This window comes from Burkholderia cenocepacia, assembly GCF_900446215.1.
Classification (GTDB): domain Bacteria; phylum Pseudomonadota; class Gammaproteobacteria; order Burkholderiales; family Burkholderiaceae; genus Burkholderia; species Burkholderia cenocepacia.
In genome coordinates this window covers 326,953-351,230 of record NZ_UAQZ01000014.1, presented here as the reverse complement: position 1 = coordinate 351,230, position 24,278 = coordinate 326,953, and the positions used below count along the sequence as shown (strand labels likewise).

Genomic DNA, 24,278 nt, shown 5'->3' with positions numbered 1-24,278 from the left:
GATGACTGCGCTGCTCCAGACATGGGAAACGACGGCGGCCGCCGAGCATGCAGCGTTTCCGGATGCCCATCGCTACCTGTTGGCCGATGCGTCGCAGTTGCCGATCAACGCGGCGCCCTGGCGCGAGTTGATTGCGGCAGGACAGGTTCACAACGTGCTCGCTGGCCAGCCCGAGGCGAGCAATCCGGAGGTCTGTGCGCTGGTGTGCGACTATCGTGCACCGCACGTGCCGGCGTTGCTCGAACGGCAGCTCGCGCGGCGGCCGTTCGCGTTTCTGTCGCTGGTCAGCGTCTATCCGCTCGATGAACTCGTGCCGAAACTCGGCGTCAGGACGCGCGTGACGCTGCCCGACGATCGCGACGGACTGCTGCGGTTCTACGACGCGGCGGTGTTTCAGACACTGGCGGGCGCGCTGTCCGAGTCGCGTTATCAGGCGCTGTTGTCGCCGTGCGTGTCGTGGACCTGGGTGCGTCGCGATGGCACCGTCGGTACGGTACGACATCCGCGCCGGCACGAACGAATCTTCTACGCATGCGTGGATGCACGCGAGCTCGACGCTTTGCGGCGCGGCAGCCGGCCGGACGCCGTGCTCGCCGAATTGCGACGCAACGGCCGGATCCCCGTCGACGCGGATCCGTTCGATACTTACGCGCGCATGCGTCGTCTGATCCGCGTGCTGGATGCGCAGGGATTGGGTGACGACCGCCTTGCCTACCGGATCGGTGCGACACTGGCGATGGTCGGCCACGTGGAGCTCGACGACGAGCGCGTCGTTGCCGAGTGCATTGCTGCGTATCGGCATGATCACGACGCGTTGTGCGACGCATTGCTCGATCGCCTGATCGAGATCGATGCCGCGAATGCCGAGACGAAACAGGAGGCGCGGCAATGAACGCGGCCGCCCTGTTTTCATTCCGCGGCCGGGCCGGGCGCATCGAGTGGTGGGGCGTGACCGTGCCGTGGCTGATTGCGGGCTCCGTGTTCGACGCGCTCGCCGACCTGCCTGCAGCGCAACGTATCGCGACGTTCGTCGATGTCGTCGGCTGGGCATTCGCGATCGTGATGATCTGGATGCTCGTCGCGGTGTCGGTGCGGCGCTGGCACGACATCGGCAAGTCCGGATGGTGGACGCTTCTTCATGCGATCCCGGTCGGAGGCGCGTTCATCACCATTGCGATGAACGGGTTCTATCGCGGGGACGACGCGTGCAACCGCTTCGGTCCGCCATCGCCGGATGCAGGCAACAACGACGCAAGTTTGTGAGGGTATCGATGAAATTCAGAGCAGGGATGCACGCTGTGGCGCTGGTCGGGCTTGGCGTGCTTGCCGCATGCAGCAAGCACGGTGTCGACGTATCGGCAGAGCCGCATAACGTGTGCGTCACCGGATACAACGAGTACGGGCGCAAGCTTCACGAATTCTGGCTCGACAACGAGCACAAGTCGGGATGCTTCGGCAATCCGTCGGCGCGCGAGGACGGCGAGGCATTCGGCGGCGGCGGCGGCTTTGCCTGCGGTTGCAAGGTAACGCCGGGACAGAAGGTGAAGCTGTTCTGGGAATTTGCGCAGCCGCTGGACGACATTCAGCGCGGCATCCCGCCCGAGCGCAAGACGATCGACGTGACCATTCCACAGCCGGAATCGCCGACGTCGCGCTATCTGCGTGTGTATTTCCGCAAGAACGGCACGGCCGAGCTGCAGTGGGTCGACGACATGAACGCGCCTGAACTCAAGCCGACGCAGGAGAAGTAAGTGCCATGGCCGAAATCAATCTGAAGAAGGACGCCGTCTCCGCAGAGACGGACCGCGTCAAGGCGGAGGCCGAGCAAATGTGTCCCGCATGCGAACACATGCTGTGGGTCAGCTTCTATTTCGACGGATTCGGCTTCGGCGAGAAGGACGGTCCGCGAACCAATATCCTGAAGCTGTTCAACGCCGCGTACGACAAGAAGAACAAGAACATGCGGCGCTTCTACTATCCGGGACTCGGCGCGGATTTCGACCCCGAGGCCGGTGTGCTGCGCGAGGTCCTGAAGGACAAGGCGACGGATACGGTCAGCGAGAAAGCCGGCGACAAGCTCAAGGAGCAGACGGTCGACAAGGTCAAGGAAAAGGCGCAGAAGGCCGCCGAGGACGCGTGGAAGCAGAGTGGAAAGATCAGTGATCCTACGTTCGGAAAGCGCGTGAGCGACACGTTCGACACGCTGGTCGGCAAGACGAAAGACGGCTTGGGCGACGCGCGCAAGCGGATCGAGCGCGCGATCGAGCGGCCCGGGTCGGAAAAGAATCGTGCGCTGCGCTATCTGCGGCACGAATGGAAGGGCTTCTGGCGCGACGTCGTCAAGTATCCGTACCGGATTCCGAAAACCGTGCTGAAGGAGGTCGGCAAGGAATCGCTGGGCGCGGCGGCCGAGTCGTTCCAGCTCACGCGCGATACGAAGCTGGGCGCCGCGCTATTCAATACGGGCGTGGATACGCGCCTGAAGGCGGCGGTAGAGGATTTCAAGGCGGCGGTGGCCGGCGCGAAGCAGGCCGGCACGGTGAACAAGATCCATGTCGCGATCTTCGGCTACGACATGGGCGGCGGCCTTGCGCTCGCCTTTGCCAGGCAATTGCTCGACGAGGTGGCCAAGGGGGGGAAATACGATGGCGTTTCGGTCAAGATCAAGTTCATGGGGCTGTTCGATTGCGTGACGAACCGCTTCGACGACAACCTGCTGACGGGCTACATCCCGCTGAGCAACGCGGTGTCGTCGGACCTGATCCTGTCGCCGGACATCGAGAAATGCGTGCACTACGCGGCCGCCCACGAACTGCGCGTGTACAAGCCGCTGACGATGCTCGGCGTCGACCCGTCCGACATGCGCGGTCGGCGGCAGGAGCGCCTGTTTCCCGGTGCGCAGGTGGACGTGGGCGGCGGCGCGATCGAAGGCGAGGACGGCATTTCCGACAAGCTGGCGCGCGTGCCGCTCGAGATGATGTACCACCGCGCGTACGGCGCCGGCATTCCGATGCCCAGCCTGACCGCGCTGGCCAACGAGGACGGTGCGCTGTATCAGCAGATCGTCGCGCCGCCCGAGATCCAGAATTTCCAGCTCGACTACCGGCTGGCAGTCAAGAAGCTCGTGGCGACGACACGCGAGATTCCGCCGCTCACGCCGCTGGGCACAGGTGTCGGCTATCCGTCGGCGACGCTCAAGCCGTCGATCGGGCCGCTCGATTTCCTCAATCCGAAGCCCGTGCCTGACATGACGGACGGTTGCCGCGTGCCCGATCCGGCGCCGCCGCGCCCGATCGTCGTGACCGATCTGCCGAAGGACATCCAGGGCGAACTCAAGGGCCACATGGTCGTGTATATCCAGTGGCTGCGCATGTGGTACGACCAGGCCGAGAATCGCGCGGCCGCGGCGCAGCGCAAGCCGGGCTGGCTCGGCGGCGCGGCCAATCCGCTAGCGTACGGACGTTACGAGAAGCTGGTGCGCGAGATCGATTTCCAGAAGCAGCACGGTACGCGCCCGGGATATGGGTTCGATGGCAAGCAGGCAATGAAGCAGCTCGGCGGCGAGTTGCCACCATCGATATTCAACACCGATCCGCAGGCGCAGGCGCTGTTCTGGCTCTGGAACAATCCGGGCGAGCGCCTGCCCCAGGTGGAGGCGATGTATCCGCTGTTCGTGAAGCACGTGCACGACAGCATGGCCGAGAGCGATGTCGAGGCGGTGTGGAGCCACCTCGTGTCGATCAAGAACTACCTGAACACGAGGGCGATGCAGAAAATCGCGACCGCACCCGACAAGTCGTTCCTGGACCGCGTCGCAGACATGTATCAGTCGCTGGTATCGACCGTATCGGCACCGTCCGGCACGACGGCCGTTCGATAGGCCCGATCGTCCGGCAGTCCGCCGCTCGCCGACGCCGGCTGCCTACAGGCAGCCGGGCCCGCGCGTTACTTCGAGATGTACCACAGCGCATCCGCGCTGACACGCGACGGCTGCGCGGCCGCGGCCGGTGCTTGGGCCGGCGCGGGCGGCGGCGTGTTCGACGTGACGGCCGTCGGCAGCGTGGCCGGAACATTCGCGGTCGACGGCGACGCCGTCGCGGTGCCCGACGTCGACGGCGTATTCACGTACCACAGCGCATCGGCCGAGGCCGTGCGTTTCGCGGCCGTATTGGCTGCCGCGTTCGTCGTCGTATTCGCCGCCGTACCGGCCGACTTCTTCGATGCCGATGCCGAGGCCGATGCGCCGGCTGTCGCCGCACCCGCCGTTCCGGCCTGCGCGGTCATGCCCGCGGCTGCCGCGCCGCGCTGCGCGCGCGCTTCGAACGGCCCGAGCTGGAAGATTAACGTTTGCGCGGGACGCGTCACGACGGCATACGGAAACTGCAGCTCCCACGACATCAGCACGCGCCCGGCCGACGTCTCGGTGAAGATCGCCGGCACGTGCTTCATGTCGCTGAACTGCACGTAGATTCGCGCGCCGTCGTCGAACACCTGGGTCGGCTTGGCCTGGTCGGCGCCGGTGACCGTCCAGCCGAAGTTGTACGTGCCGGCCGGACCGGCGGGGCCGCCCTGCGGCGGGGGCGGCGGGGCCGGCGATACGGTGCGCGCACGCGTGACGGGCGGCGCCGACACGCTCAGGCTCGCGAACGGGTTGTATGTCTGCGCCTGTTGCGGCGGCGTAAAGGACGGTGGCAGGATGGGCATGGGAGTATCCGGCGAATCCGGCATGGTCCGGATTGCATCATAGACCTTGCGCGCATACGCGAGGCGCTTGTCGGGCGACGCGGAGTTGTACGCGCCGATCGCGTTCCAGTTGGGGCCGAGCTGGCGGATGTTCTGCGACAGGATCCACGCGCCGACGTACGCGTTCGTGCACGCATCGAACAGGCTTTCCCGCGTGATGCCTTCGCGCGCGAGCGTCGGCAGCCACGTGCTGTTGATCTGCATCAGCCCGATGTCGACCGTGCCGTTGGTATTCGTGTTCACCGCGTTCGGATTCATCCCCGATTCGACTTGCGCGATGCCGCGCATCAGGCTGACGCTCACGTGCTGGAACGCGGCCGCGTCGTCCAGGCAATCGGCCCGCGCGACGCCGCAGAGCGCGCACGACAGCGCGATCGTCGAGGCGAGGGTCAGCGTGTCGCGGCTGAGCGGGCGAGTAGTATGACGCGGCATGGCAGGTTGGGGCGGAATCCGGCCGCCCGGTGCAAGGAAATTACGCAGACGCGAAGTGTGCCATAGCGGGCGGGCAAATGGCTCGCGTCAAACTTTCCTTTGCATTTGCCGGCGCGTTCGCCGCGCATTTTTATCGCGCCGGATCACGGCCCGCGGCGATGCGTGATCGGTAAAAACGGCCGGCATTTGCGCAAATAGCGTTGCAATGGTGGCGTCCCAAACCTGACGTATTACGTCACTCGCGCGATGAAACCGGAGATCGAGCGAGCGAAAGGGAAAATCGCTTGTCGGCCGTTCACCGAAGCGAAAGAAAGCGACAAAAAAATCGGCGGCCGAAGCCGCCATCTGCGAAATCCGAAGTCGACCGGCCGCGCGGCGCGCGGCCAGCCATTTCCCGGTATCGCGATGCGCGATCAGAAGCGGTGACGCAGGCCGAGGTTGACCATCGTCTGCGAGCTCGTGCCCGCATAGCCGTACGAACCGATCGACGCCTGCGCGGCCATCGAGCCGCCCTTGCCGTCGCCGGTCTGGCCGCTGGCGTGCTGGTACGCGGCGGTCAGGTAGACGTCGGTGCGCTTCGACAGGCTGTAGTCGGCGCCGGCCGAGACCTGGTGATAGGTCGCCGACGTGTCGCCGCCCGAGCGCGTGTAGCTGTAACCGACGCCGACGAGCAGCGCATTCGTCGCCTGGTAGTTCACGAAGCCTTGCCCCGTGTTGTAGTGCTCGTTCGAGCCGAACACCGAGCTGGCGTCGCGGCGGTACTGCGCGTTGCTGTAGCCGACGCCGAACGTGAACGGGCCGGCGACGTACTGGCCCGCGATGCGGCCGATGCCGATCGAGTGCGCGCTCGCGTAGCCGTTGTTGATCGGGCCGTCGAACGTGCCGTCCGACGAGCTGGTCCAGCCGGTGCGCAGGCCGCCCGACGCGGGGCTGTTGGTCGCGTGAAAGTAGCCGCCGGCGACGCTGAACGGCCCGTTGTTGTACGACACGGCGGCCGAGTACGACTGCGCGGCGCCGGTGCTGCCGGCGATGCCGCCGAACGAATACATCGCCGAGAACTGCAGGCCCGAATAGACGGCCGACGTGTACTTCACCGCGTTGTCGACGCGGAAGCTGTTGTCGTAGTTGTCGACGTCGCCCGGCGTCGCGAACACGCTGCCCAGATAGTTGTCGGCGGTGATGCCCTGCACGAGATCGACGAGCGGGTCGTACTGGCGGCCGAACGTGAGCGTGCCGTAGCGGTCGCTCGTCAGGCCGACGAACGCTTGCCGGCCGAACAGGCGGCCGCCCTGACCCTGCCGGCCGTTGCTCGGATCGAAGCCGTTCTCCAGCTGGAACAGCGCCTTCAGCCCGCCGCCGAGATCCTCGGTGCCTTTCACGCCCCAGCGGCTGCCGGCGAGGTTGCCCGCGCTGCTGTTACCGAGCATCCACGCGTTGTCCTTGCCTTGTTCATGGTTCACATAGGTGATCGACGTGTCGATCACGCCATACAGCGTGACGCTCGACTGCGCATGCGCGACGGGCATCGCCGCGAACGACGCGAGCGAAATCAGCGAGAGGGTCGTGCGTTTCATGTCATCTCCTTGGCGCATTGGTGTGGGTTCGTGATCCGGAATGGCAGGAGACTACAGAGCCGCACTAAAACGGCAAAAATGAAATTCTTCGTTGTGGTCTGATGCAGACAGGGACGTTCCTGGAAATTCACCATTGAGGGATTTGCATTATTGATAGACGCGTATCAATGGGTTGTCATTCCATCGGTTTTTCATTGCATTTTGCGTGTGCCGTGATAATTCGGCGTGATTGTCGGGCGATTTACCGCAATCCCGATATTGTTATCGATCCGTCAAATTACTATTTAACGAATCGAATTGGCCCGGCCGGAGCGAATGTGATAACCGAACGGGGCGGTTCGCATCCGGCGGCGGTATCGCGGTTGCGCCAGGCATCGCGGCGTGAGCGTCACCCGCGTGCCGAAACCGGGGTCGCTATCTCACTTTTGTATATAATAATCATTCTCATTTACAAAGTGGTTGATGCTCGCGCACCCCGGAACCCGGCCATGTCCGCTGACAAGCTGTCCCTCCATCGAGAAATCGACGCCCTCTATGCCGACCACCACGCGTGGTTGCGCGGCTGGCTGAGCCGCAAGCTCGGGTGCGCGCACCGCGCCGCCGACCTCGCGCACGACACGTTCGTACGCTTGCTCGCGCGCGACGAGCCGATCGGCGCCGACGAGCCGCGCGCGTTCCTGACGACCGTCGCGCAGCGGGTGCTGAGCAACCACTGGCGGCGCGAGCAGATCGAGCGCGCGTATCTCGACGTGCTCGCGCAGCGCCCGGAAGCAGTGGCGCCGTCGCCGGAAGAGCGGGCCGTCGTCGTCGAGACGCTGTTCGAGATCGACCGGCTGCTCGACGGCCTGCCGCTCGCGGCGAAGCGCGCGTTCCTGCTCGCGCAGCTCGACGGGCTCACGCAGGCCGAGATCGCGCGCGAACTCGGCGTATCGCTCGCGACGGTGAAGCGCTATCTCGTGAAGGCCTGCACGCAGTGCTTTTTCGCGATGGCGGCCTGACCGATGGCCGCCCCGGGAGCGCCGGCGGTGCCGCCGCACGTTGCACGTCGCGCGGTCGAATGGTGGGTCGACCGGCAATCCGGCCGTACCGACGACGCATTCGTCGCCGCGCTCGCGCGCTGGCGCGCGGAAGATCCGGCGCACGACGCGGCGTGGCGTCACATCGAAGCGATGCAGGGCCGGTTCGGCCGGCTGGCGGCCGGGCTCGACACGCAAGCCGCGCACGCGGCGCTGTTGCCGAAGCGGGCAGGCCGCCGCGCGGCCGCGAAGGCGCTGGCCGTGCTGCTGTTCGCGGGCGGCGCCGCATGGATGGCCGAACCCGCGCGGCGCGCGGCGATCTGGCCGGCCGACCTGCGCACGGCGGTCGGCGAGCGGCGCACGGTGACGCTCGCGGATCGCACGGTCGTCGTGCTCGATACCGACACGGCGCTCGACGTGCGCTTCGACGATGCGGCGCGCCGCCTGCGCCTGCTGCGCGGCACGATCATGGTGACCAGCGGCCACGACGATCGTCTGCCCGCGCGGCCGCTCGTCGTCGTGACCGCGCAAGGTGAACTGCGGCCGCTCGGCACGCGCTTCGCGGTGCGGCAGCGCGACGGCGCGACGCGCGTCGAGGTGTTCGCCGGCGCCGTCCAGGTGCAGCCGGTCGATGCGTCGGCCGGCATGCGCGTGATCGCGGCCGGGGAGGGCGCGGATTTCACGCGCGATGCGATCGACGCGCCGGCGCCGCTCGATCCGTATGCAGCCGCATGGACGAACGGCATGCTCGTCGCGTCGCGCATGCGGCTGGCCGATCTCGTCGCCGAGCTCGACCGCCATCGCCGCGGCAGCCTGCGCTGCGATCCGGCCGTGGCCGAGCTGCGCGTGTCGGGCACCTATCCGCTCGACGATCCGCAGCGCGTGCTCGATACGCTGGCGGCGACGCTGCCGATCGACGTCCACTACCTGACGCGTTACTGGGCGACCGTCGTGCCGGCCCGTTCGTGAGCGCGCCGGAAAATTTTTTCGCCGACCTGAGCTGTTTCTTGATGTTCGCGTGACATGGGTCATGAAAGCAGCACTGGCCCATCGTCCACCGACTCTCCGATCATGGCTTCCATCCGTCTCACGTATCGGCGCCGTCCGGCGCCCGCCCGTCATCTGCCGCGCGCGTCGCGCCCGGCCGCGCCGGGCCGTCTTGCCCGCCGGCTCGCCGGCGCGGTCCTGCTGTCGGCACTGCTGCCGCTGCCCGCGCTGGCCGACACCGACGCCGATGCGGCGCCCGCGGCGCCGCGCGCGTCGCGCCGCGCGTTCGACATTCCGGCCGGCCCGCTCGAAGCGGTGCTGAACCGGTTCGGCCGCGACGCGGGCATCCTGCTCGCGTTTCCGACCGAGCTGACGGCGGGCCTGACGAGCGGCGGCGTGCACGGCCGGTTCGACGTCGACGGCGCGTTCGATCGCCTGCTGGCCGGCACGGGGCTCGTCGCGCTGCGCCAACCGGGCGGCGGCTACACGCTGATGCGCGCCGACGGTTCGGCGGCCGGGCCTGTCGCGGCCGGCGCCGCGCCGGCCGCCGAGTTGCCGACGATCAACGTGCGCTCCAGCGCATTGCGCGCCGAAAGCTATCGCGCGCCGAAGGAGGCCGGCGTACTGCGCTCGGACATTCCGCTGCTCGACACCGCGCAGGCCGTCAACATCGTGCCCGCGCAGGTGCTGCGCGACCAGCGGCCGCGCAATCTCGACGACGCGCTCGGCAACGTGAGCGGCATCACGCAGGGCAACACGCTCGCGGGCACGCAGGACACGATCATGAAACGCGGCTTCGGCGGCAACCGCGACGGCTCGATCATGCAGAACGGCATGCCGCTCGTGCAGGGCCGCGCGTTCAACGCGGCGACCGACAGCGTCGAGGTGCTGAAGGGGCCGACGTCGCTGCTGTACGGGCTGATGGACCCGGGCGGCGTCGTCAACGTCGTTACCAAGCAGCCGCAGCTCGTGCGCTACAACGCGATCTCGCTCGGCGCGTCGACGTTCGGGCACGGCAAGAACGGCGGCAGCGCGACCTTCGACTCGACCGGGCCGGTCGGCGATTCGCGGCTCGCGTACCGGCTGATCGTCGACCAGTCGAGCGAGCAGTACTGGCGCAACTTCGGCGAGTACCGGCAGACCTTCGTCGCGCCGTCGCTCGCGTGGTACGGCCGCGATACGCAGGTCGCGGTGTCGTACCAGTACCGCAAGTTCCATTCGCCGTTCGATCGCGGCACCGCGCTCGATCCGCGCACCAATGCGCCGCTCGACATTCCCGCGCGGCGGCGCATCGACGAGCCGTTCAACAACATGGACGGCGAATCGCATCTCGCGCAACTGAGCGTCGATCACCAGTTCAACGCGGACTGGAGCGCGCATGTCGGCTACAGCTACAACCGCGAGACCTACGATGCGAACCAGTTGCGCACGACCGGCGTCGATCCGGTGAAGGGCACGATGACGCGCAGCAACGATGCGACGCACGGGTCGCTCAGCACCGACAGCTACGGGATCGGCTACGTGACCGGCAAGCTGTCGCTCGCGGGGATGCGGCACGACGTGCAGGTCGGCTTCGATACCGAATACCGCCGCATCTATCGCAAGGACATGCTGCGCCAGGCCGTGAAGACGCCGTTCAGCTATGTCGACCCGGTGTACGGGCTGCTGCCGCCGTCGAGCACGGTGTCCGCGAGCGACAGCGACCAGACCGACACGCTGCACGATGCGTCCGCATTCTTCCAGGACACCGTCCACCTGACCGACAAGTGGATCGTGTCGGGCGGCATCCGCTACATCACGTACAACCAGGTCGCGGGGCGCGGCCGGCCATTTACCGCGAACACCGATCTCAGCGGCTCGAAGTGGTTGCCGCGCGCGGGCGTCGTCTACAAGTGGACCGATTCGTTCTCGCTGTACGGCAGCTATTCGCAATCGCTGAAGCCGTCGTCGTCGATCGCGCCGATGACGGGCTACATCATCGACGGCGCGACGCCGCCCGAGGAAGCGACCGCGTGGGAAGTGGGCGGCAAGCTCGACTTGGCCGGCGGGATAACCGGCACGCTCGCGCTGTTCAACATCGACAAGAAGAACGTGCTGGTGTCGCAGTACAACGACGCGACGAAGCTGACCGACTGGCGCACGTCGGGCAAGGCGCGCTCGCGCGGCGTCGAGCTCGACGTCTCCGGCAAGCTCGGCGAACGCGTGAACGTGATCGCGAGCTACGCGTACATCGACGCGAAGACGACCGAGGATCCGCTGTACGCGGGCAACCAGCTGTGGAACGTCGCGCGTCACACCGCGTCGTTCGCGGCGGTCTACGACTTCGGCACGGTGGCGGGCGGCGACGACCTGCGCCTCGGCGCGGACGTGCGTTACGTAGGTGCGCGCCCCGGCGATTCGGCGAACAGCTTCACGCTGCCGTCGTACGTGCTCGCCGATGCGTTCGCGACCTACGACACGCGGATCGGCAAGCAGAAGCTGTCGTTCCAGCTCAACGTGAAGAACCTGTTCAACCGCACGTACTACCCGTCGAGCGCGAACCGCTATTTCGTCGCGGTCGGCGACGCGCGCCAGGTGGCGCTGCTGACCACGCTGCAGTTCTGACCATGCAATCGCCGCGCGGCTTCGGAGAAGATTCAGATGAAGCTGAAGATGAAGAACGGCGCGCGCCGCCGCTTGTTGCGCGCGATCGCGGGCTCGGTGCTTGCGCTGGGCGCGGGCCTCGCCGCCGGCGTATCGGCGCCCGCATTCGCCGCCGATGCGCCGCCGGCCGTGACGCGCGTCGCGATGCTCGTGCAACTGCACGGCCCGAACCTGAAGGTCGACGAACGCATCGGCCAGCATCTCGGCGAACGCGGTTACACGGTGCGCCTGATCGACGAGGCGGCCACGCCCGATGCGGCGCGCGACGCCGATCTGGTCGTGATCTCGTCGACGGTCTCGTCGAAGAACGTGCGGCCCGGCTGGCGCACGCTCGACAAGCCGCTCGTGACGTGGGAAAACGACCTGCTCGACGATCTCGCGATGACGGGCAAGCGGCACGACGTGGACTTCGGCGAAACGGGCAAGGAGCGCTACCTGTGGCTCGTCAACGCGCCGCACCCGATCGCGGCCGGGCTGCCGGCCGGCGCGACGAACGCGTACGGCAAGCAGGCGCCGATGAGCTGGGGCAAGCCGGGGCTCGGCGCGATCACGATCGCGACCGTGTACGGGCAGCCCGACAAGGCCGCGATCTTCGCGTACGAGAAGGGCGCGACGATGGACTACGAAACGCTCGCGCCGGCGCGCCGCGTGATGTTCTTTCTCGACAACGACACGTTCACGAACCTGTCGCCGGCCGGCGTCGCGCTGTTCGACGCGGCGGTGGACTGGGCGGCCGGGCGGCGCTGAGCCGCCACGTGTCGATCACGCGGCCGGCCGCGGCGCGCGCCGCCGCGATGCCGCCTCGATCAGTTGCGCGAGCGTTTGCGCGGGTTCCGACATCGTGCGCCGCGCGCGATGCACGAGCCCGATGTCGCGATGGAACGTGTGATGCCCGAGGTCGATCGCGCGCACGCCGGCCGGCCAGCGGCGATACACGGCGGTTTGCGGCACGATCGCGACGCCGACGCCGTGCTCGACCAGCTTGACGATCGCGTCGAGCTCGTCGAGTTCGCAGGTGTCACGCACCGCGATGTGCATCTTGCGCAGAAAGCGGTCGACCTGGCGACCGCCGAACGACGCGCGGTCGTAGCGCACGAACGGCTCGTTCGCGAGCAGCGCGGCCCAGTCCTTGCCCTTCGCGCCGCGCGGCACGATCAGCCGGAACGGTTCCTGCGCGAGCGTCGTCCAGTGCAGGTCGCTCTGCAGCGCGAACGGCGGGCGGATGATCGCGGCCATGTCGAGCTCGCCCGCGTCGACCCGGTTGACCAGCTCGATCGACAGCCCCGGGATCACGCGCGTGCGGCACGCGGGGTGCCGGCGATGGAAGTCGGCCAGCGCGGCCGGCAGCAGCGCGCTCTGCACCGACGCGATCGCGCCGATCGTCACGCGCACGGCGGCCGGCGAGCCGGGTGCGGTCGAGCTGAGGTTCTCGTACAGGCCGATCAGCGCCTGCGCCTGGTCGAGCACGTGATGGCCGCGCTCGTTGAGCCGCGCCGAGCGCCCTTGCCGGTCGAACAGCGCGAAGCCGAGCTCGGCCTCGAGGCGCTGCATCTGCGCGCTGACGGCCGCCTGCGTGAGCCCGATACGATTGCCGGCCGCGGCGAAGGTGCCTTCCCGGGCGACGGCGACGAGGGTTTTCAGTTCGCGGATCATTCATCGATTCCATTTGTGAATCGCAAAACTATATATTGATTTAATTTTTGCTCGGCCTTGTCTACCATGATGCCGTCCTCGCGCCACGCGAGCGTTTCTTCACGAGGCCATCATGAGTCTTTCCCCGTTTCACCTGGCGATTCCGGTCTACGACCTGCCGGCCGCGCGCGATTTCTACGGCCGCGTGTTCGGGCTGGAAGAGGGGCGCTCGAGTGCGCAGTGGGTCGATTTCAACTTTTACGGGCATCAGCTCGTGATTCACGAGCATCCGAAAACGGCGTCGCAGGAAGGCGCGCATACGAATGCGGTCGACGGCCACGACGTGCCGGTGCCGCATTTCGGGATCGTGCTCGACTGGGCGAGCTGGGAAGCGCTGGCCGAGCGGCTGCGCGGGTTCGGCGTGACGTTCGTGATCGAGCCGTACGTGCGGTTCCAGGGGCAGGTCGGCGAACAGGCGACGATGTTCCTGTTCGATCCGTGCGGCAATGCACTCGAATTCAAGGCGTTTCGCGACATCGGGCAGTTGTTCGCGAAGTGACCGGCGGCGGCGCCAGCGCCGATTGACGTTGGGTGCGAGAATGCGGCCTTCGGCCCGGCCGCGCGCAGATGCGACGGCCGGCGCCGCGCCGCACGGTATGGGTCCGTGCGCATCGTTTTCCAAGGAACCCGTATGGACAGTCACATCGCGCCGGTGGCGCTGAACAAGGCCTACCGTCTCCTCAATCACGGCCCGACCGTGCTCGTGTCGGCCCGCCACGACGGCGTCGACAACGTGATGGCCGCCGCGTGGGCGTGCGCGCTCGACTTCCTGCCGCCGAAGCTGACGGTCGTGCTCGACAAATCCGCGAAGACGCGCGAGCTCGTCGAGCGCAGCGGCACGTTCGTGATCCAGGTACCGACGGCCGCGCAATTGCAGCTCACGCACGCGGTCGGCAGCCACAGCCTCGCGGAGCGCCCCGACAAGCTGCGCGAAGCGGGCGTCACGCTGTTCGACGTCGACGGCCACGACCTGCCGTTCGTCGCCGGCTGCTCGGGCTGGCTCGCATGCAGGCTGATTCCGGAGCCGCACAACCAGCAGACCTACGACCTGTTCATCGGCGAGGTGGTGGCTGCGTGGTCCGACACGCGCGTGTTTCGCGACGGCCACTGGTATTTCGAATCGGCCGATCCCGCGCTGCGCAGCCTGCACTACATCGCGGGCGGCAATTTCTATGCGATCGGCGAATCGCTGCACGTCGATCCGGACGCGCAGTAAGCGCCGAACGACGACCTTTCCTGCGTCGGGGCGCGCGGCTTACGTGCGCTTTTTCAATTCCGCCAGCATGAGGTCGGCGAACGCCTGCGCGACACGCGGCAGTGTGCGCCCGCGCTTCGCGACGAGCGCGATCGGCCGCACGAACGCCGGATCGTCGATCGGCTTCGCGACCAGGTCGGGTTCGGCGCGCACCTCGCGGGCGGTCGCGGGCAGGATCGTCACGCCGAGGCCGCCGCGCACCATCGCGACGGCCGTCATCATGTAGGTCGGCTCGCACGCGATGTCGGGCGTGCAGCCGGCCGCTTGCAGCGCGGCATCGACGACGCTGCGCACGCTCGTGCCCTGCGCGGTGAGCACGAGCGGCACGCCGGCGACGTCGGCGGTGGCGACGCGGCGCTTGCGCGCGAGCGGATGATTTTTCGGGCACACGGCGACGAGCCGGTCGGCGCCCGCATACAGCACCTCCAGCGACGCATCGAACGTATCGCCGCCGGTCAGCCCGAGATCGGCTTCCTCGTTGCGCACCAGCGCGGTGACGAGGCTCGCGACGCCGTCGCGGATCTCGAAGCCCGCGCGCGGCACGTCGCGCCGGAACGACTGGATCAACTCCGGCAGCACGCTGGACGCGAAGGTCGGCAGGCACGCGAGCCGCACCGTGCCGCTCGTGCCTTCGCCAAGCGCGCGCGCATCGCGCAGCACGCGTTCCATGTCGTCGAGCGAGCGTTGCAACAGCGGCAGCAACTCGCGCCCGGTCTGCGTGAGCGCGACGCTGCGGCTGTTGCGGTCGAACAGGCGCGCGCCGACGATGTCCTCGAGCCGGCGGATCTGCACGGTCAGCGCCGGCTGCGACAGATGCAGCCGCGCGGCGGCGCGCGTGAAGTTGCCGGCGTGCGCGACGGTGACGAACGCGCGAATGTCGCGGAGATTCAGATCCATAACGATTCGTGATTGCTGCGATCAAATCATTTCAATTGTGCTATCGCTGCGGCGACCTTACGCTCGTCTCCAACAAAAGACAAGGTAGGAGACACGGATGCTGCCGTTACTCGGGCTTGGCACGATCGTCGTGCTGCTGGCCGCGATTCTGTCGAAGCGGATGTCGCCGCTCGTCGCGCTGATCGTCGTGCCGATCGCCGCATCGCTGCTCGGCGGCTTCGGACTGCACACCAGCAAGTTCGTCATCGACGGGCTGAAGGGGCTCGCGCCCGTGGTCGGGATGTTCGTGTTCGCGATCCTCTATTTCGGGACGATCACCGACGCCGGCACGCTCGACCCGATCATCGACCGGATCCTGCGCGCGGTCGGCACGCGGCCGACGCGCATCGTGATGGGCACGACGCTGCTCGCGCTGCTGATTCACCTCGACGGCTCGGGCGCCGTCTGCTTTCTCGTGACGATTCCGGCCGTGCTGCCGCTGTACGACCGGCTGAAGATGGACCGGCGCGTGCTGGCCGCCGCCGTGTCGATGGCCGCCGGCATCAACTTCCTGCCGTGGACCGGGCCGATGATCCGGGCGTCCGCGTCGCTGCACCTGCCGGTGTCGGCGCTGTTCAATCCGCTGATTCCGGTGCAGGCGATCGGGCTCGTGTTCGTGTTCGGCGTCGCGTACTGGCTCGGGCGGCGCGAGGAGAAGCGGCTCGGCCTGTCGCGCGACGACGCGTCGATTCCGCTGCCCAAGCGCGAACTGACGGCCGACGAGCAGGCGTTGCGCCGGCCGCACCTGTTCTGGTTCAACCTCGTGCTGACGCTCGTCGTGCTCGGCACGATGGTCGTGATGGGCGAGAAGATTCCGCCCGCGATGATGTTCATGGTCGGGCTGTGCATCGCGCTGATGGTGAATTACCCCGACGTCGACATGCAGCGAAAGCGCATCGACGCGCATGCGCGTGCCGCGCTGATGATGGCCGGCATCCTGCTCGCGGCCGGCGTGTTCACCGGCATCATGCAGGGCAGCGGGATGCTGAAGGCGATGGCGCAGGCGGCGGTCGGCTTCGTGCCGCCGTCGATGGCCGGCCACATTCCGGTGGCGCTCGGCCTCGCGTCGATGCCGCTCAGCATGCTGTTCGATCCCGATTCGTTCTACTTCGGCGTGCTGCCCGTGATCGCGGAAGTGGCCGGCCAGCTCGGCGTGCCGGCCGTGCAGGTCGGACAGGCGGCGTTGCTCGGCCAGATGACGACGGGCTTTCCGGTCAGCCCGCTCACGCCCGCGACGTTCCTCGTCGTCGGCCTGTGCGGGATCGAGCTGGCCGAGCATCAGAAATTCACGTTTCCGCTGTTGTTCGGCGCGTCGATCGTGATGACGATCGCGTGCGTCGTGCTCGGCGTCTTTTGATTCTTCCCGGCGGGCGTTTCGCCGGACGACGGTACGGACATGACAGCAAAGCAACCTGAACGGCGCGTGCGCATCGGCGCGGGCGCCGGCTACTCGGGCGACCGGATCGAGCCCGCGGTCGAACTGGCCGAACACGGGCAGCTCGACTACCTGGTCTTCGAATGCCTGGCCGAGCGCACGATCGCGATCGCGCAGCAGGCGCGGCGCAACGACCCGGCGCTCGGCTACGATCCGCTGCTCGATGCGCGGATGCACGCGGTGCTGCCGGTCGCGGCGGCCCGGCGCGTGCGCATCGTGTCGAACATGGGCGCGGCGAACCCGCGCGCGGCCGCACGGCGTACCGCGCGGATCGCGCAGTCGCTCGGCATCGCGGGGCTGAAAGTCGCGGCGGTCGAAGGCGACGACGTGCTCGACGTCGTGCTGCGCGGGGCGTTCCGCTTCGAGGAATCGGGCGACGCAGTCGCCGCGTATCGCGACCGCATCGTGTCCGCGAACGCGTATCTGGGCGCCGCGCCGATCGTCGACGCACTCGCGGCCGGCGCGGACGTCGTGCTGACCGGGCGCGTCGCCGATCCGTCGCTGTTCGCCGCGCCGCTGATCCATGCGTTCGGCTGGCGGATGGACGACTGGGACCGGCTCGGGCAGGCGACCGTCGTCGGCCATCTGCTCGAATGCGCGGGGCAGGTGACGGGCGGCTATTTCGCCGATCCCGGCTACAAGGACGTGCCGAATCTGGCGCGGCTCGGGTTCCCGATCGGCGAGGTCGCGGCCGACGGCGCGGTCGTGATCACGAAGGTGCCGCATGCGGGCGGCCGCGTGAGCGCGGCGACCTGCAAGGAACAGCTGCTCTACGAGATTCACGACCCGGCACGGTATCTGCAACCCGACGTCGTGGCCGATTTCACGCGCGTGGCGGTCGCCGAGGAAGCGGCCGATCGCGTGCGCGTGACGGGCGGGCGCGGCACCGCGCGGCCCGATACGCTGAAGGTGTCGGTCGCGTATGTCGACGGCTGGATCGGCGAAGGCCAGATCTCGTACGGCGGCCCCGGCGCGCTCGCCCGGGCGCGTCTGGCGCTCGACATCGTTCGAGAGCGGCTCGCGCTGACCGGCGTCGCGGCGAGCGAGCTGCGCTTCGACCTGATCGGCGTCGATGCGCTGTATGGCGACGCGACGCCGGCCGTGCGCGGCGAGCCGGCCGAGGTGCGCGTGCGGGTGGCCGGCCGCGCGGCGAACGCCGCCGAAGCCGCGCGGATCGGCAACGAAGTCGAGACGCTCTATACGAACGGACCGGCCGGCGGCGGCGGCGCGTTCAAGTCGACGCGCGAGGTGATCGCCGTGCAGTCGGTGCTGCTGCCGCGCGCGGCCGTGACGCCGTCGTTTTCATTCATGGAGGCCTGATGCAACTGCGTGAACTCGCGCATGCGCGCACCGGCGACAAGGGCAATACGCTGAACGTGTCGATCATCTGCCGCGATCCGCGTCATTACGACCATCTGCGCATGCATCTGGATGCGGAAACGGTGAAGGGATGGCTCGCGGGCATCGTGCACGGCGACGTCGTGCGCTACGAACTGCCGGCGCTCGGCGCGTTCAACTTCGTGCTGCGCGATGCGCTCGGCGGCGGCGTGACGCGCTCGCTCGCGCTCGACGCGCACGGCAAGTCGGTCAGTTCGGCGCTGCTCGCGATCGAGGTGCCCGATCCGGCGTGACGACGGCGTGACGACGGCGTCGCGGCCCGGACGCGGCAGGGCGCTTACGGAATCAGCAGTTCGCGACGGCCGTCCGCGTGCGCGATGCGCTCGCCGGCGATCTGCAGGCGCTGATCCCGACGATAGTCGTACACCGCCCGCGACGCGGCGAGCTGATCGAAATCGAGTTCGATCGCGTGCCGCGATTCGGTGTTGCCGGCTTCGAAGATCAGGTTGCCGAACGGGTCGACCGCGAGGCTGCCGCCGGCGAACACGACGTCGTGGCTGCCGCCGCCGACGCGGTTGGCGACCGCCGCGAACACCTGGTTCTCCATCGCGCGCGCCGTCACCGACGTGCGGTGGACGTTGCGGTACGGCTCCATGTTGCCGTCGGTCACGAGGATCAGTTGCGCGCCGAGCGCGGCGAGCGCGCGGCCGGTTTCCGGGAATTCGCTGTCGTAGCAGATCAGCAGGCCGATCCGCACGCCGCGCCATTCGACTGTCGCGTAGCGGTCGCCGGGCAGCACGACGCCGTGCTCGCTGACCCACAGGTGCGTCTTGCGGTAGCGCAGCGCGATGCCGTTCGGCGTGACGAACACGGTCGTGTTGTAGAAGCGGCCGCCATCGTTCTCGATCAGCCCGACCACGACCGCGACGTCGCGCGCGCGGGCGGCCGCGATCACCGCACCGACGCTCGAGCCGTCGAGCGGCTCGGCGAGTTCGGCGAGATTCGACGGATCGAGGAAGCCGGTGAGCTGCGCTTCCGGGAACATCACGAGGTCGGTGCCGGGTGCGCAGGTCGCGATCGCTTCGAGCGTGCGCCGCAGGTTGGTGGGCGTGTCGCCGTCGCGGCCGGCGAGCTGCACGATGTCGAGCTTCAGCTTCATGGGTGGTTTCGGGGGCAGTGGCCCGTCGCGACAGGCGGCGGAGCGGTTGGAACGAGGTCCTAGTATGCGCCGAACCCTGTCGTTGCCCATCCCGCCGACGTGCTAACCCGTTGGGGGTATTGATCTCGTGAACGACGTGCGGGCAGCCATGAAAAAAACGCCGACCCTTCGGAAAGGGTCGGCGAACAGGTCCTGACTGACGAGGAGGTGCCATCAGAACCCAGGCCAGCGTCTGCCGCCCGTTTCGTGTCGAACGGGCAGACCGGATCGGATCGCGCAAGGATAGGGGCGTGCCGTTCGTTTGCACAGAAGGCGCAGCCGATAGCGCGTATCGGCGGTACGGGAGGGGCGCAATGCGGGCCGCGAACGCGTCACGCCACCCGATCGTCACGTATCGGTCTGCGCCTTCAGGAACAGCGCAAACAGTTCAGACTGCGAATTGATCGCGAGCTTCGCGTAGATGTTGCGCCGGTGCACCTTGACCGTTTCGGCCGAGATGTCCAGCTTGCTCGCGACTTCCTTGTTCGAGCGTCCGCTCAGGATCAGCCGGATCACGTCGAGCTCGCGCGCGGTGAGCGGCGTGCCGAGCCGTGCCATCGCGTGCTCGAAGCCGTTCCCGGCATCGGCGCCGGGCCGGCGCGACGGAGCCGGTTCGGCCAGCATGGGCTCGTATGCGAAGCGCTGGCGCATCAGCGCGGCGACCCACGGCCGCACCAGGTCGAGCAGTGCCACGTGTTCGGGGCTGAAGCGCCGCTTGCTGCCGAGCGACAGGCACAGCGTGCGCGTGTCATCGAGCACGACGTTGAACTGCACCTCGTCCTCGACGACGTTGTGCGTGAAATAGCGCGTGTAGTACTCGGTGTCGCGAAAGCACTCGGGCGCGACGTCGGACAGCCGGAACAGGCCGCTCGTCGGCGCGTCGCGGTTCGCGATGTAGAACGGGTCCAGCAGGTACAGCCCCTGCACGTAGTCGCGGAACAGCGGGTCGGGGCCGCCGCCTTCGTACGCGCATTCGGCGAACACCTGCGGACGGCCGTCGCCGAACATCAGCGCGACCCAGCTGTCGACCGCGACGTATTCCTCGATCAGCCGGATCAGCGACAGCCAGAAACCCGGCTGGTCGAGCGTCTCGATGAGCCGCCCGACCGAGCGGTGCCAGGCGACGTCCTGCAAGGTCAGGTTCATGCGGGTGTCCATGTCGGGGGGGGGCGGCCGTACGGCGCGTGCGGCGCCGCGCCGTGCGTGGACGCGACGGCCTCGCCGGCCGATTCCCGCGCGCATCGTACGGAGCCTGGAGTGAAGAACGAGATCGTAACGCCGGCCGACGCGATTGGCGAGGCCGTGCGGCGTGGCCGGTGCGCGGCACCGGCATCGCGCCACGGCAACCGTGATCGTGCACACTTGCAACTCACACTTGCAACTTTCCGCAACGTTTCTTTCCGACCAGAACGAACCTCGTCATGACCGTCCCGCACCGGAACACACGTCTCGAGCCGCTCGCGGCTTCGCTCGCCGCACTTGGCGCACTCGCGGTACTCACGGCGCTCTCCGCGCCGTCGCCCGTTCATGCGGCCGAGCCGGTCCAGCTTGACCGTTCGTTGAAGACCTTCGTCCACGACACGTACGGCAACTGGCGTGCCGACCGCAAGGGTTGGCAGGCAGACGGCGACGATTTCATCTATGCGCCGTGCGGTTCGCTGCGCGTCGCGACCGCGGACGGCCCGCGCATGCTGCTCGCGATGTGCGGCGAGACCGAGGCTGCGGTACAGAACGGAATGCCGGGCATGGATTCGGACGCTTCGACCGGCGCGATCGATTTGTACGTGCTGAAGCCGACGGCCGACGGCAAGACGCTCGAGCCGATCGTGAAGAAGACGCAGATCGCGTCGGGCCAGCGCGGCGAGCCCGGCACGGTGCGCATCGAGCGGCTCGGGCCGCACCTGTTCGGGTTCGTCATCGGCGAAGGGGACATGCGGCAAGGCTATACGCAAACCTTCCGGTCGATCTGGCTGCCGTACGGCAATGCGCTGGTGCTGGCGGCGGCGCGCATCGACGAGGCGCTCGACAATGCCGAATCGAGCGAATGTGCGAATGCGCGGGCGCGTTGCGAGGAACGGCGCTTCGAGATCGCGCCGGACTTGGCCGGCGCCGGCGACGTCTATCCGCTGACGGTCACGGAAACGGGCACGCGCGGCGGCAAGGCCATCCACGCGCGCCATACGGTGAAGTTCGACGCGGCACGGGGCCGCTACGTCGTGCCGAAGGCATTGCGCGAAGGGTACTGATGCTTCGCGCAGGCACGGGCGGCATGGCGCCGCCCGCGCCTCACACGTACAGATAGCGCACGAGGTGGAAGAACACCGGCGCGGCGAAGCAGATCGAATCGACGCGATCGAGCATCCCGCCGTGGCCGGCGATCATCGAGCCCCAGTCCTTCGTGCCGAGCGAGCGCTTGACGGCCGACAGCACGAGCCCGCCGACGAAGCCCGCGATCACGATCGCGAGCGAGATCCCGAACGCCGCGCCGAAGCTGAACGGCGTCACGCGATACAGCGAGGCGCCGCACAGCGTGGCCAGCAGGCCGCCGCCGACGAAGCCCTCGATCGTCTTCGACGGCGACAGCTGCGGCGCGATCTTGCGGCGTCCGAACAGCTTGCCGACCACGTATTGCAGCACGTCGCTGATCTGCACGACGAACAGGAAGAAGAACAGCAGCAGCGCGTTCTGCCCGGCGTAGCGCGGGATGTCGAGAATCAGCACGGCCGGCGCGTGGCTCAGCCCGTACACGCACACCATCAGCGCCCAGTTGATCTTCGCGTTGCGGCTCAGGAATTCGCGCGTGTCCTGCGTGAGCGCCGACACGAGCGACATCGCGAAGAACAGGTGCACCGGCACGAAGATCGAGTACATCCCGTACCAGTTGATGCCGAGCAGCAGGTACTGCACGGGGATCGCGACGAAGAACGCGATGAAGAGCGTCGTGTGGTCGCTCGCGGTGGTCGGCGTGAGCGTGATGAATTCGCGCAGCGTCAGGTACGACAGCAGCGCGAACACCAGATACGTGACGTTGTTGCCGAGGCCGATCGCGACGGCCATGATCGCGATCATCGCCCACCACGCGCGGATGCGCTGGTTCAGGTTGACGATGGTCGCGCTCGTGCCGCCGCTGCGCGCGCCGAGGATCGCGCCGATCACGGTCGCGACGACGAGCACGCCCGTGACGCCCGCGACCAGTTCCCAGAAGAGGGTTCGCATGGTTGATGTCCGGAAAAGGAAGAAGGGGGCGCCGCGTTCAGCCGGCGGGCCGCTGCGGCGGCGCGAGCGCGATGACCGCGTCGCGCATGCGGGCGAGGAACGTCGGCTTGTCTTCCTGAGCGCCGAGCGCTTCGTTCGCGCCGAAATGCACCTTGCAGATCAGCGGCACGGGCCAGATCGCGCCCTTCGGCATGATGCGCTGCAGGTTCTCGAGATAGACGGGCGCGAGCGCCACGTCCGGGAACTCGGTCGCGAGATGGAACAGCCCGCTCTTGAACGGCTGCGGCAATACGTCGGCGCCGCGCGTGCCTTCCGGGAAGATGATGATCGAGTGACCCTGCCGCAGCGCGTCGCGCACCGGATCGAGCGGGTCGCCCCCGGATTCGCGATGACGGTCGATCAGCACGACGTTCAGCAGCTTCTGCGCGATGTGGCGCTTCAGGTCGCTGCTGTCCCAGTAATCGCGCGCGGCGACCGGCCGCACGACCGCACGCACGTCGCGCGGCAGCGCGGCGAGGATCGCGAGCGTGTCGATGTGGCTCGTATGGTTCGAGAAGTAGATCTTCTGCGTCGGGGACGGCGGCGCCTGATGCCAGACCGGATACGCGCCGGCGACGAGCCGCACGATGGACAGCAGGAAATCGCGCTGCCAGACGTTGAGGATGTTCATCGGCGCGCTGCCTCCTGCGTGCATGCCCGGCCCGCTGCGCATGCGCGGCGGGCGGAACCCCGGAATGCCGGCGCGGCAGGATGCGCGCCGGACGGCTCTTGTTTAAATTTTTTCAAATTCGTGGCTGCCTGTCGCAGGTCCGCGATAATCGGACGATTCGCCGTCGCACGCTGTTGCGTCGCGGCGAATGCGCCGGTCGGCGGCGTGATAATCGGCTGTTGCACGAGTGCCCGTCTGCAGTTCGAATCGATCTCGCTGCGCTCGGGCCAGCGGATTATCGCGAGTTTCGCCAAAAAATGCCAGATTGGCGCCGCGCCGCGCGGCCGGCCGCAGGCTTGACGCATCGGGGCGGCTCGGCGACGATGAGGGCCGTTCCAGCCAGGCCGGCCAAGGCCGTTTCGCCGCCCGGGGCATCGCGGCGGGAAATGCATCCGACCGTGCCGCACGAATAAAACGAATACGAAACGATGAGCCTCTACGCACTCAAACCCAAATTCCAGAATCGTCTGCGCCCGTTCGCGAATTCGCTCGCCGAACGCGGCGTCACGGCCAACCAGGTCACGCTGTTCGCGGCCGGCGGCTCGATCGTCGTCGGCGCGCTCGCCGGGCTCGGCGTGTTCGCCCGCGCGCTGTTCCTGCTGATTCCGCTGTGGCTGTTCGCGCGGATGGCGCTCAATGCGATCGACGGGATGCTCGCGCGCGAGCACGGGCAGAAGAGCACGCTCGGCGCGTACCTGAACGAGCTGGGCGACATCGTGTCCGATGTCGCGCTGGTGCTGCCGTTCCTCGCCATTCCCGCGTTCGCTCCGGCGGACGTCTGGCTGTTCGCGCTGACGGCGGTGATCGTCGAATGCGCGGGGCTGATCGGCCCGCTCGTCGGCGCGACGCGCCGCTACGACGGCCCGTTCGGCAAGAGCGACCGGGCGCTGGCACTCGGCGCGTTCGCGCTGTGGATCGGCTTCGGCTTGCCGGTCGGCAGCGTCGCCGCGTGGCTGTGGCGGCTGCTGATCGTGCTGTCGATCGTGACGGTGGTGCGGCGCGTCCAGGCCGGCATCGCCGAAGCGGGCGGCTGACGGCAGCCGACGCGAAAGCCGGACCGGCGCCGGAGGGCGGCGCCGCACACATTCGAATAACGAAACGAGA

25 protein-coding genes are annotated in these 24,278 nt (G+C 67.7%); 16 read left to right on the top strand and 9 right to left on the bottom strand.

The window, feature by feature from the left end:
- Position 1 precedes the first annotated feature (1 nt).
- Genes DTA15_RS28325 through DTA15_RS28310 form a run of 4 tightly spaced genes read left to right on the top strand, consistent with a single transcriptional unit; the run spans position 2 to position 3,880 of the window.
- The gene (locus DTA15_RS28325) at positions 2 to 892 is read left to right on the top strand and encodes a DUF4123 domain-containing protein (RefSeq protein WP_012492519.1); all 891 of its coding nucleotides are present in this window, start codon (positions 2 to 4) and stop codon (positions 890 to 892) included.
- A complete protein-coding gene (locus tag DTA15_RS28320) occupies positions 889 to 1,263 on the top strand; it encodes a DUF805 domain-containing protein (RefSeq protein WP_006490533.1) in 375 nt (124 codons plus the stop codon). Before DTA15_RS28325 ends, DTA15_RS28320 begins: the two co-directional genes overlap by 4 nt.
- Before the next feature lie 8 nt (positions 1,264 to 1,271).
- A complete protein-coding gene (locus DTA15_RS28315) occupies positions 1,272 to 1,751 on the top strand; it encodes a DUF3304 domain-containing protein (protein ID WP_012492520.1) in 480 nt (159 codons plus the stop codon).
- Between the two features lie 5 nt (positions 1,752 to 1,756).
- Entirely contained in the window at positions 1,757 to 3,880 is a 2,124-nt protein-coding gene (locus tag DTA15_RS28310) for a phospholipase effector Tle1 domain-containing protein (RefSeq protein WP_006490603.1), read from the top strand.
- A gap of 65 nt (positions 3,881 to 3,945) precedes the next feature.
- Here DTA15_RS28310 and DTA15_RS28305 read toward each other — a convergent pair whose 3' ends face one another.
- Positions 3,946 to 5,175, bottom strand: coding sequence for a lytic transglycosylase domain-containing protein (locus DTA15_RS28305; RefSeq protein ID WP_006490616.1), 1,230 nt, complete (start codon positions 5,173 to 5,175; stop codon positions 3,946 to 3,948).
- A 246-nt stretch (positions 5,176 to 5,421) separates the two neighbouring features.
- On the opposite strand from DTA15_RS28305, the gene DTA15_RS39205 reads away from it, so the two are divergent.
- Entirely contained in the window at positions 5,422 to 5,601 is a 180-nt protein-coding gene (locus DTA15_RS39205; protein ID WP_006492085.1) for a hypothetical protein, read from the top strand.
- On the opposite strand, the gene DTA15_RS28295 is transcribed toward DTA15_RS39205, so the two are convergent.
- Positions 5,589 to 6,749, bottom strand: a complete 1,161-nt coding sequence (locus tag DTA15_RS28295) for a porin (RefSeq protein WP_012492521.1) — start codon at positions 6,747 to 6,749, stop codon at positions 5,589 to 5,591. The two genes, DTA15_RS39205 and DTA15_RS28295, sit on opposite strands and share 13 nt — an antisense overlap.
- 488 nt (positions 6,750 to 7,237) lie before the next feature.
- On the opposite strand from DTA15_RS28295, the gene DTA15_RS28285 reads away from it, so the two are divergent.
- The 4 genes from DTA15_RS28285 to DTA15_RS28270 are packed head-to-tail and all read left to right on the top strand — an operon-like array spanning position 7,238 to position 12,142.
- Positions 7,238 to 7,747: a sigma-70 family RNA polymerase sigma factor gene (locus tag DTA15_RS28285; RefSeq protein ID WP_006490536.1), complete on the top strand. Its 510-nt coding sequence runs from the start codon at positions 7,238 to 7,240 to the stop codon at positions 7,745 to 7,747.
- A 3-nt stretch (positions 7,748 to 7,750) separates the two neighbouring features.
- A complete protein-coding gene (locus tag DTA15_RS28280; protein WP_012492522.1) occupies positions 7,751 to 8,734 on the top strand; it encodes a FecR domain-containing protein in 984 nt (327 codons plus the stop codon).
- Between the two features lie 54 nt (positions 8,735 to 8,788).
- A complete protein-coding gene (locus DTA15_RS28275; protein WP_034195703.1) occupies positions 8,789 to 11,356 on the top strand; it encodes a TonB-dependent siderophore receptor in 2,568 nt (855 codons plus the stop codon).
- A gap of 36 nt (positions 11,357 to 11,392) precedes the next feature.
- On the top strand, positions 11,393 to 12,142 hold the full coding sequence (locus tag DTA15_RS28270) for a hypothetical protein (RefSeq protein ID WP_006481566.1): 750 nt from the start codon (positions 11,393 to 11,395) through the stop codon (positions 12,140 to 12,142).
- Positions 12,143 to 12,157: 15 nt separating this feature from the next.
- On the opposite strand, the gene DTA15_RS28265 is transcribed toward DTA15_RS28270, so the two are convergent.
- The gene (locus tag DTA15_RS28265) at positions 12,158 to 13,048 is read right to left on the bottom strand and encodes a LysR family transcriptional regulator (protein WP_006481573.1); all 891 of its coding nucleotides are present in this window, start codon (positions 13,046 to 13,048) and stop codon (positions 12,158 to 12,160) included.
- A gap of 112 nt (positions 13,049 to 13,160) precedes the next feature.
- Between DTA15_RS28265 and DTA15_RS28260 the strand changes: the two genes are divergently transcribed.
- Together DTA15_RS28260 and DTA15_RS28255 are read left to right on the top strand one after the other, a co-directional pair.
- The gene (locus DTA15_RS28260; protein ID WP_006481570.1) at positions 13,161 to 13,586 is read left to right on the top strand and encodes a VOC family protein; all 426 of its coding nucleotides are present in this window, start codon (positions 13,161 to 13,163) and stop codon (positions 13,584 to 13,586) included.
- 132 nt (positions 13,587 to 13,718) lie between these two features.
- A complete protein-coding gene (locus DTA15_RS28255) occupies positions 13,719 to 14,303 on the top strand; it encodes a flavin reductase family protein (protein WP_006481567.1) in 585 nt (194 codons plus the stop codon).
- A gap of 39 nt (positions 14,304 to 14,342) precedes the next feature.
- Here the strand turns inward: DTA15_RS28255 and DTA15_RS28250 are convergent, their stop codons facing one another.
- Positions 14,343 to 15,239, bottom strand: a complete 897-nt coding sequence (locus DTA15_RS28250; protein ID WP_006491842.1) for a LysR family transcriptional regulator — start codon at positions 15,237 to 15,239, stop codon at positions 14,343 to 14,345.
- Between the two features lie 97 nt (positions 15,240 to 15,336).
- On the opposite strand from DTA15_RS28250, the gene DTA15_RS28245 reads away from it, so the two are divergent.
- Genes DTA15_RS28245 through DTA15_RS28235 form a run of 3 tightly spaced genes read left to right on the top strand, consistent with a single transcriptional unit; the run spans position 15,337 to position 18,344 of the window.
- Positions 15,337 to 16,635 (top strand): CitMHS family transporter, encoded by a 1,299-nt coding sequence (locus tag DTA15_RS28245; protein WP_006481569.1) that lies wholly within the window; start codon positions 15,337 to 15,339, stop codon positions 16,633 to 16,635.
- Positions 16,636 to 16,674: 39 nt separating this feature from the next.
- On the top strand, positions 16,675 to 18,033 hold the full coding sequence (locus DTA15_RS28240; protein WP_012492524.1) for an acyclic terpene utilization AtuA family protein: 1,359 nt from the start codon (positions 16,675 to 16,677) through the stop codon (positions 18,031 to 18,033).
- Positions 18,033 to 18,344, top strand: coding sequence for an AtuA-related protein (locus DTA15_RS28235; RefSeq protein ID WP_006481849.1), 312 nt, complete (start codon positions 18,033 to 18,035; stop codon positions 18,342 to 18,344). Before DTA15_RS28240 ends, DTA15_RS28235 begins: the two co-directional genes overlap by 1 nt.
- Positions 18,345 to 18,388: 44 nt before the next feature.
- Here DTA15_RS28235 and DTA15_RS28230 read toward each other — a convergent pair whose 3' ends face one another.
- Both DTA15_RS28230 and DTA15_RS28225 read right to left on the bottom strand, forming a co-directional pair.
- The gene (locus tag DTA15_RS28230; RefSeq protein WP_006481851.1) at positions 18,389 to 19,210 is read right to left on the bottom strand and encodes a carbon-nitrogen hydrolase family protein; all 822 of its coding nucleotides are present in this window, start codon (positions 19,208 to 19,210) and stop codon (positions 18,389 to 18,391) included.
- A 387-nt stretch (positions 19,211 to 19,597) separates the two neighbouring features.
- The gene (locus DTA15_RS28225) at positions 19,598 to 20,395 is read right to left on the bottom strand and encodes a helix-turn-helix transcriptional regulator (protein WP_006481853.1); all 798 of its coding nucleotides are present in this window, start codon (positions 20,393 to 20,395) and stop codon (positions 19,598 to 19,600) included.
- Between the two features lie 275 nt (positions 20,396 to 20,670).
- On the opposite strand from DTA15_RS28225, the gene DTA15_RS28220 reads away from it, so the two are divergent.
- Positions 20,671 to 21,495, top strand: coding sequence for a hypothetical protein (locus tag DTA15_RS28220; RefSeq protein ID WP_006481846.1), 825 nt, complete (start codon positions 20,671 to 20,673; stop codon positions 21,493 to 21,495).
- 40 nt (positions 21,496 to 21,535) lie between these two features.
- Here DTA15_RS28220 and DTA15_RS28215 read toward each other — a convergent pair whose 3' ends face one another.
- The 3 genes from DTA15_RS28215 to DTA15_RS28205 are packed head-to-tail and all read right to left on the bottom strand — an operon-like array spanning position 21,536 to position 23,479.
- Positions 21,536 to 22,465: a phosphatidate cytidylyltransferase gene (locus tag DTA15_RS28215; protein ID WP_006481850.1), complete on the bottom strand. Its 930-nt coding sequence runs from the start codon at positions 22,463 to 22,465 to the stop codon at positions 21,536 to 21,538.
- A 37-nt stretch (positions 22,466 to 22,502) separates the two neighbouring features.
- Entirely contained in the window at positions 22,503 to 23,135 is a 633-nt protein-coding gene (locus tag DTA15_RS28210; protein WP_006481857.1) for a lysophospholipid acyltransferase family protein, read from the bottom strand.
- The gene (locus DTA15_RS28205) at positions 23,132 to 23,479 is read right to left on the bottom strand and encodes a hypothetical protein (protein ID WP_227743224.1); all 348 of its coding nucleotides are present in this window, start codon (positions 23,477 to 23,479) and stop codon (positions 23,132 to 23,134) included. The genes DTA15_RS28210 and DTA15_RS28205 overlap by 4 nt, the downstream gene beginning before the upstream one ends.
- Positions 23,480 to 23,602: 123 nt before the next feature.
- Here DTA15_RS28205 and DTA15_RS28200 point away from each other — a divergent pair, with 123 nt between their 5' ends.
- A complete protein-coding gene (locus DTA15_RS28200) occupies positions 23,603 to 24,208 on the top strand; it encodes a CDP-alcohol phosphatidyltransferase family protein (RefSeq protein WP_006481852.1) in 606 nt (201 codons plus the stop codon).
- The last annotated feature ends 70 nt before the right edge of the window (positions 24,209 to 24,278 follow it).

Coding starts and splice junctions, on each gene's coding strand:
- DTA15_RS28325 (WP_012492519.1), top strand. CDS start 2: ATGACTGCGCTGCTCCAGACATGGGAAACGACGGCGGCCGCCGAGCAT.
- DTA15_RS28320 (WP_006490533.1), top strand. CDS start 889: ATGAACGCGGCCGCCCTGTTTTCATTCCGCGGCCGGGCCGGGCGCATC.
- DTA15_RS28315 (WP_012492520.1), top strand. CDS start 1,272: ATGAAATTCAGAGCAGGGATGCACGCTGTGGCGCTGGTCGGGCTTGGC.
- DTA15_RS28310 (WP_006490603.1), top strand. CDS start 1,757: ATGGCCGAAATCAATCTGAAGAAGGACGCCGTCTCCGCAGAGACGGAC.
- DTA15_RS28305 (WP_006490616.1), bottom strand. CDS start 5,175: ATGCCGCGTCATACTACTCGCCCGCTCAGCCGCGACACGCTGACCCTC.
- DTA15_RS39205 (WP_006492085.1), top strand. CDS start 5,422: ATGAAACCGGAGATCGAGCGAGCGAAAGGGAAAATCGCTTGTCGGCCG.
- DTA15_RS28295 (WP_012492521.1), bottom strand. CDS start 6,749: ATGAAACGCACGACCCTCTCGCTGATTTCGCTCGCGTCGTTCGCGGCG.
- DTA15_RS28285 (WP_006490536.1), top strand. CDS start 7,238: ATGTCCGCTGACAAGCTGTCCCTCCATCGAGAAATCGACGCCCTCTAT.
- DTA15_RS28280 (WP_012492522.1), top strand. CDS start 7,751: ATGGCCGCCCCGGGAGCGCCGGCGGTGCCGCCGCACGTTGCACGTCGC.
- DTA15_RS28275 (WP_034195703.1), top strand. CDS start 8,789: ATGGGTCATGAAAGCAGCACTGGCCCATCGTCCACCGACTCTCCGATC.
- DTA15_RS28270 (WP_006481566.1), top strand. CDS start 11,393: ATGAAGCTGAAGATGAAGAACGGCGCGCGCCGCCGCTTGTTGCGCGCG.
- DTA15_RS28265 (WP_006481573.1), bottom strand. CDS start 13,048: ATGATCCGCGAACTGAAAACCCTCGTCGCCGTCGCCCGGGAAGGCACC.
- DTA15_RS28260 (WP_006481570.1), top strand. CDS start 13,161: ATGAGTCTTTCCCCGTTTCACCTGGCGATTCCGGTCTACGACCTGCCG.
- DTA15_RS28255 (WP_006481567.1), top strand. CDS start 13,719: ATGGACAGTCACATCGCGCCGGTGGCGCTGAACAAGGCCTACCGTCTC.
- DTA15_RS28250 (WP_006491842.1), bottom strand. CDS start 15,239: ATGGATCTGAATCTCCGCGACATTCGCGCGTTCGTCACCGTCGCGCAC.
- DTA15_RS28245 (WP_006481569.1), top strand. CDS start 15,337: ATGCTGCCGTTACTCGGGCTTGGCACGATCGTCGTGCTGCTGGCCGCG.
- DTA15_RS28240 (WP_012492524.1), top strand. CDS start 16,675: ATGACAGCAAAGCAACCTGAACGGCGCGTGCGCATCGGCGCGGGCGCC.
- DTA15_RS28235 (WP_006481849.1), top strand. CDS start 18,033: ATGCAACTGCGTGAACTCGCGCATGCGCGCACCGGCGACAAGGGCAAT.
- DTA15_RS28230 (WP_006481851.1), bottom strand. CDS start 19,210: ATGAAGCTGAAGCTCGACATCGTGCAGCTCGCCGGCCGCGACGGCGAC.
- DTA15_RS28225 (WP_006481853.1), bottom strand. CDS start 20,395: ATGAACCTGACCTTGCAGGACGTCGCCTGGCACCGCTCGGTCGGGCGG.
- DTA15_RS28220 (WP_006481846.1), top strand. CDS start 20,671: ATGACCGTCCCGCACCGGAACACACGTCTCGAGCCGCTCGCGGCTTCG.
- DTA15_RS28215 (WP_006481850.1), bottom strand. CDS start 22,465: ATGCGAACCCTCTTCTGGGAACTGGTCGCGGGCGTCACGGGCGTGCTC.
- DTA15_RS28210 (WP_006481857.1), bottom strand. CDS start 23,135: ATGAACATCCTCAACGTCTGGCAGCGCGATTTCCTGCTGTCCATCGTG.
- DTA15_RS28205 (WP_227743224.1), bottom strand. CDS start 23,479: ATGCGTCAAGCCTGCGGCCGGCCGCGCGGCGCGGCGCCAATCTGGCAT.
- DTA15_RS28200 (WP_006481852.1), top strand. CDS start 23,603: ATGAGCCTCTACGCACTCAAACCCAAATTCCAGAATCGTCTGCGCCCG.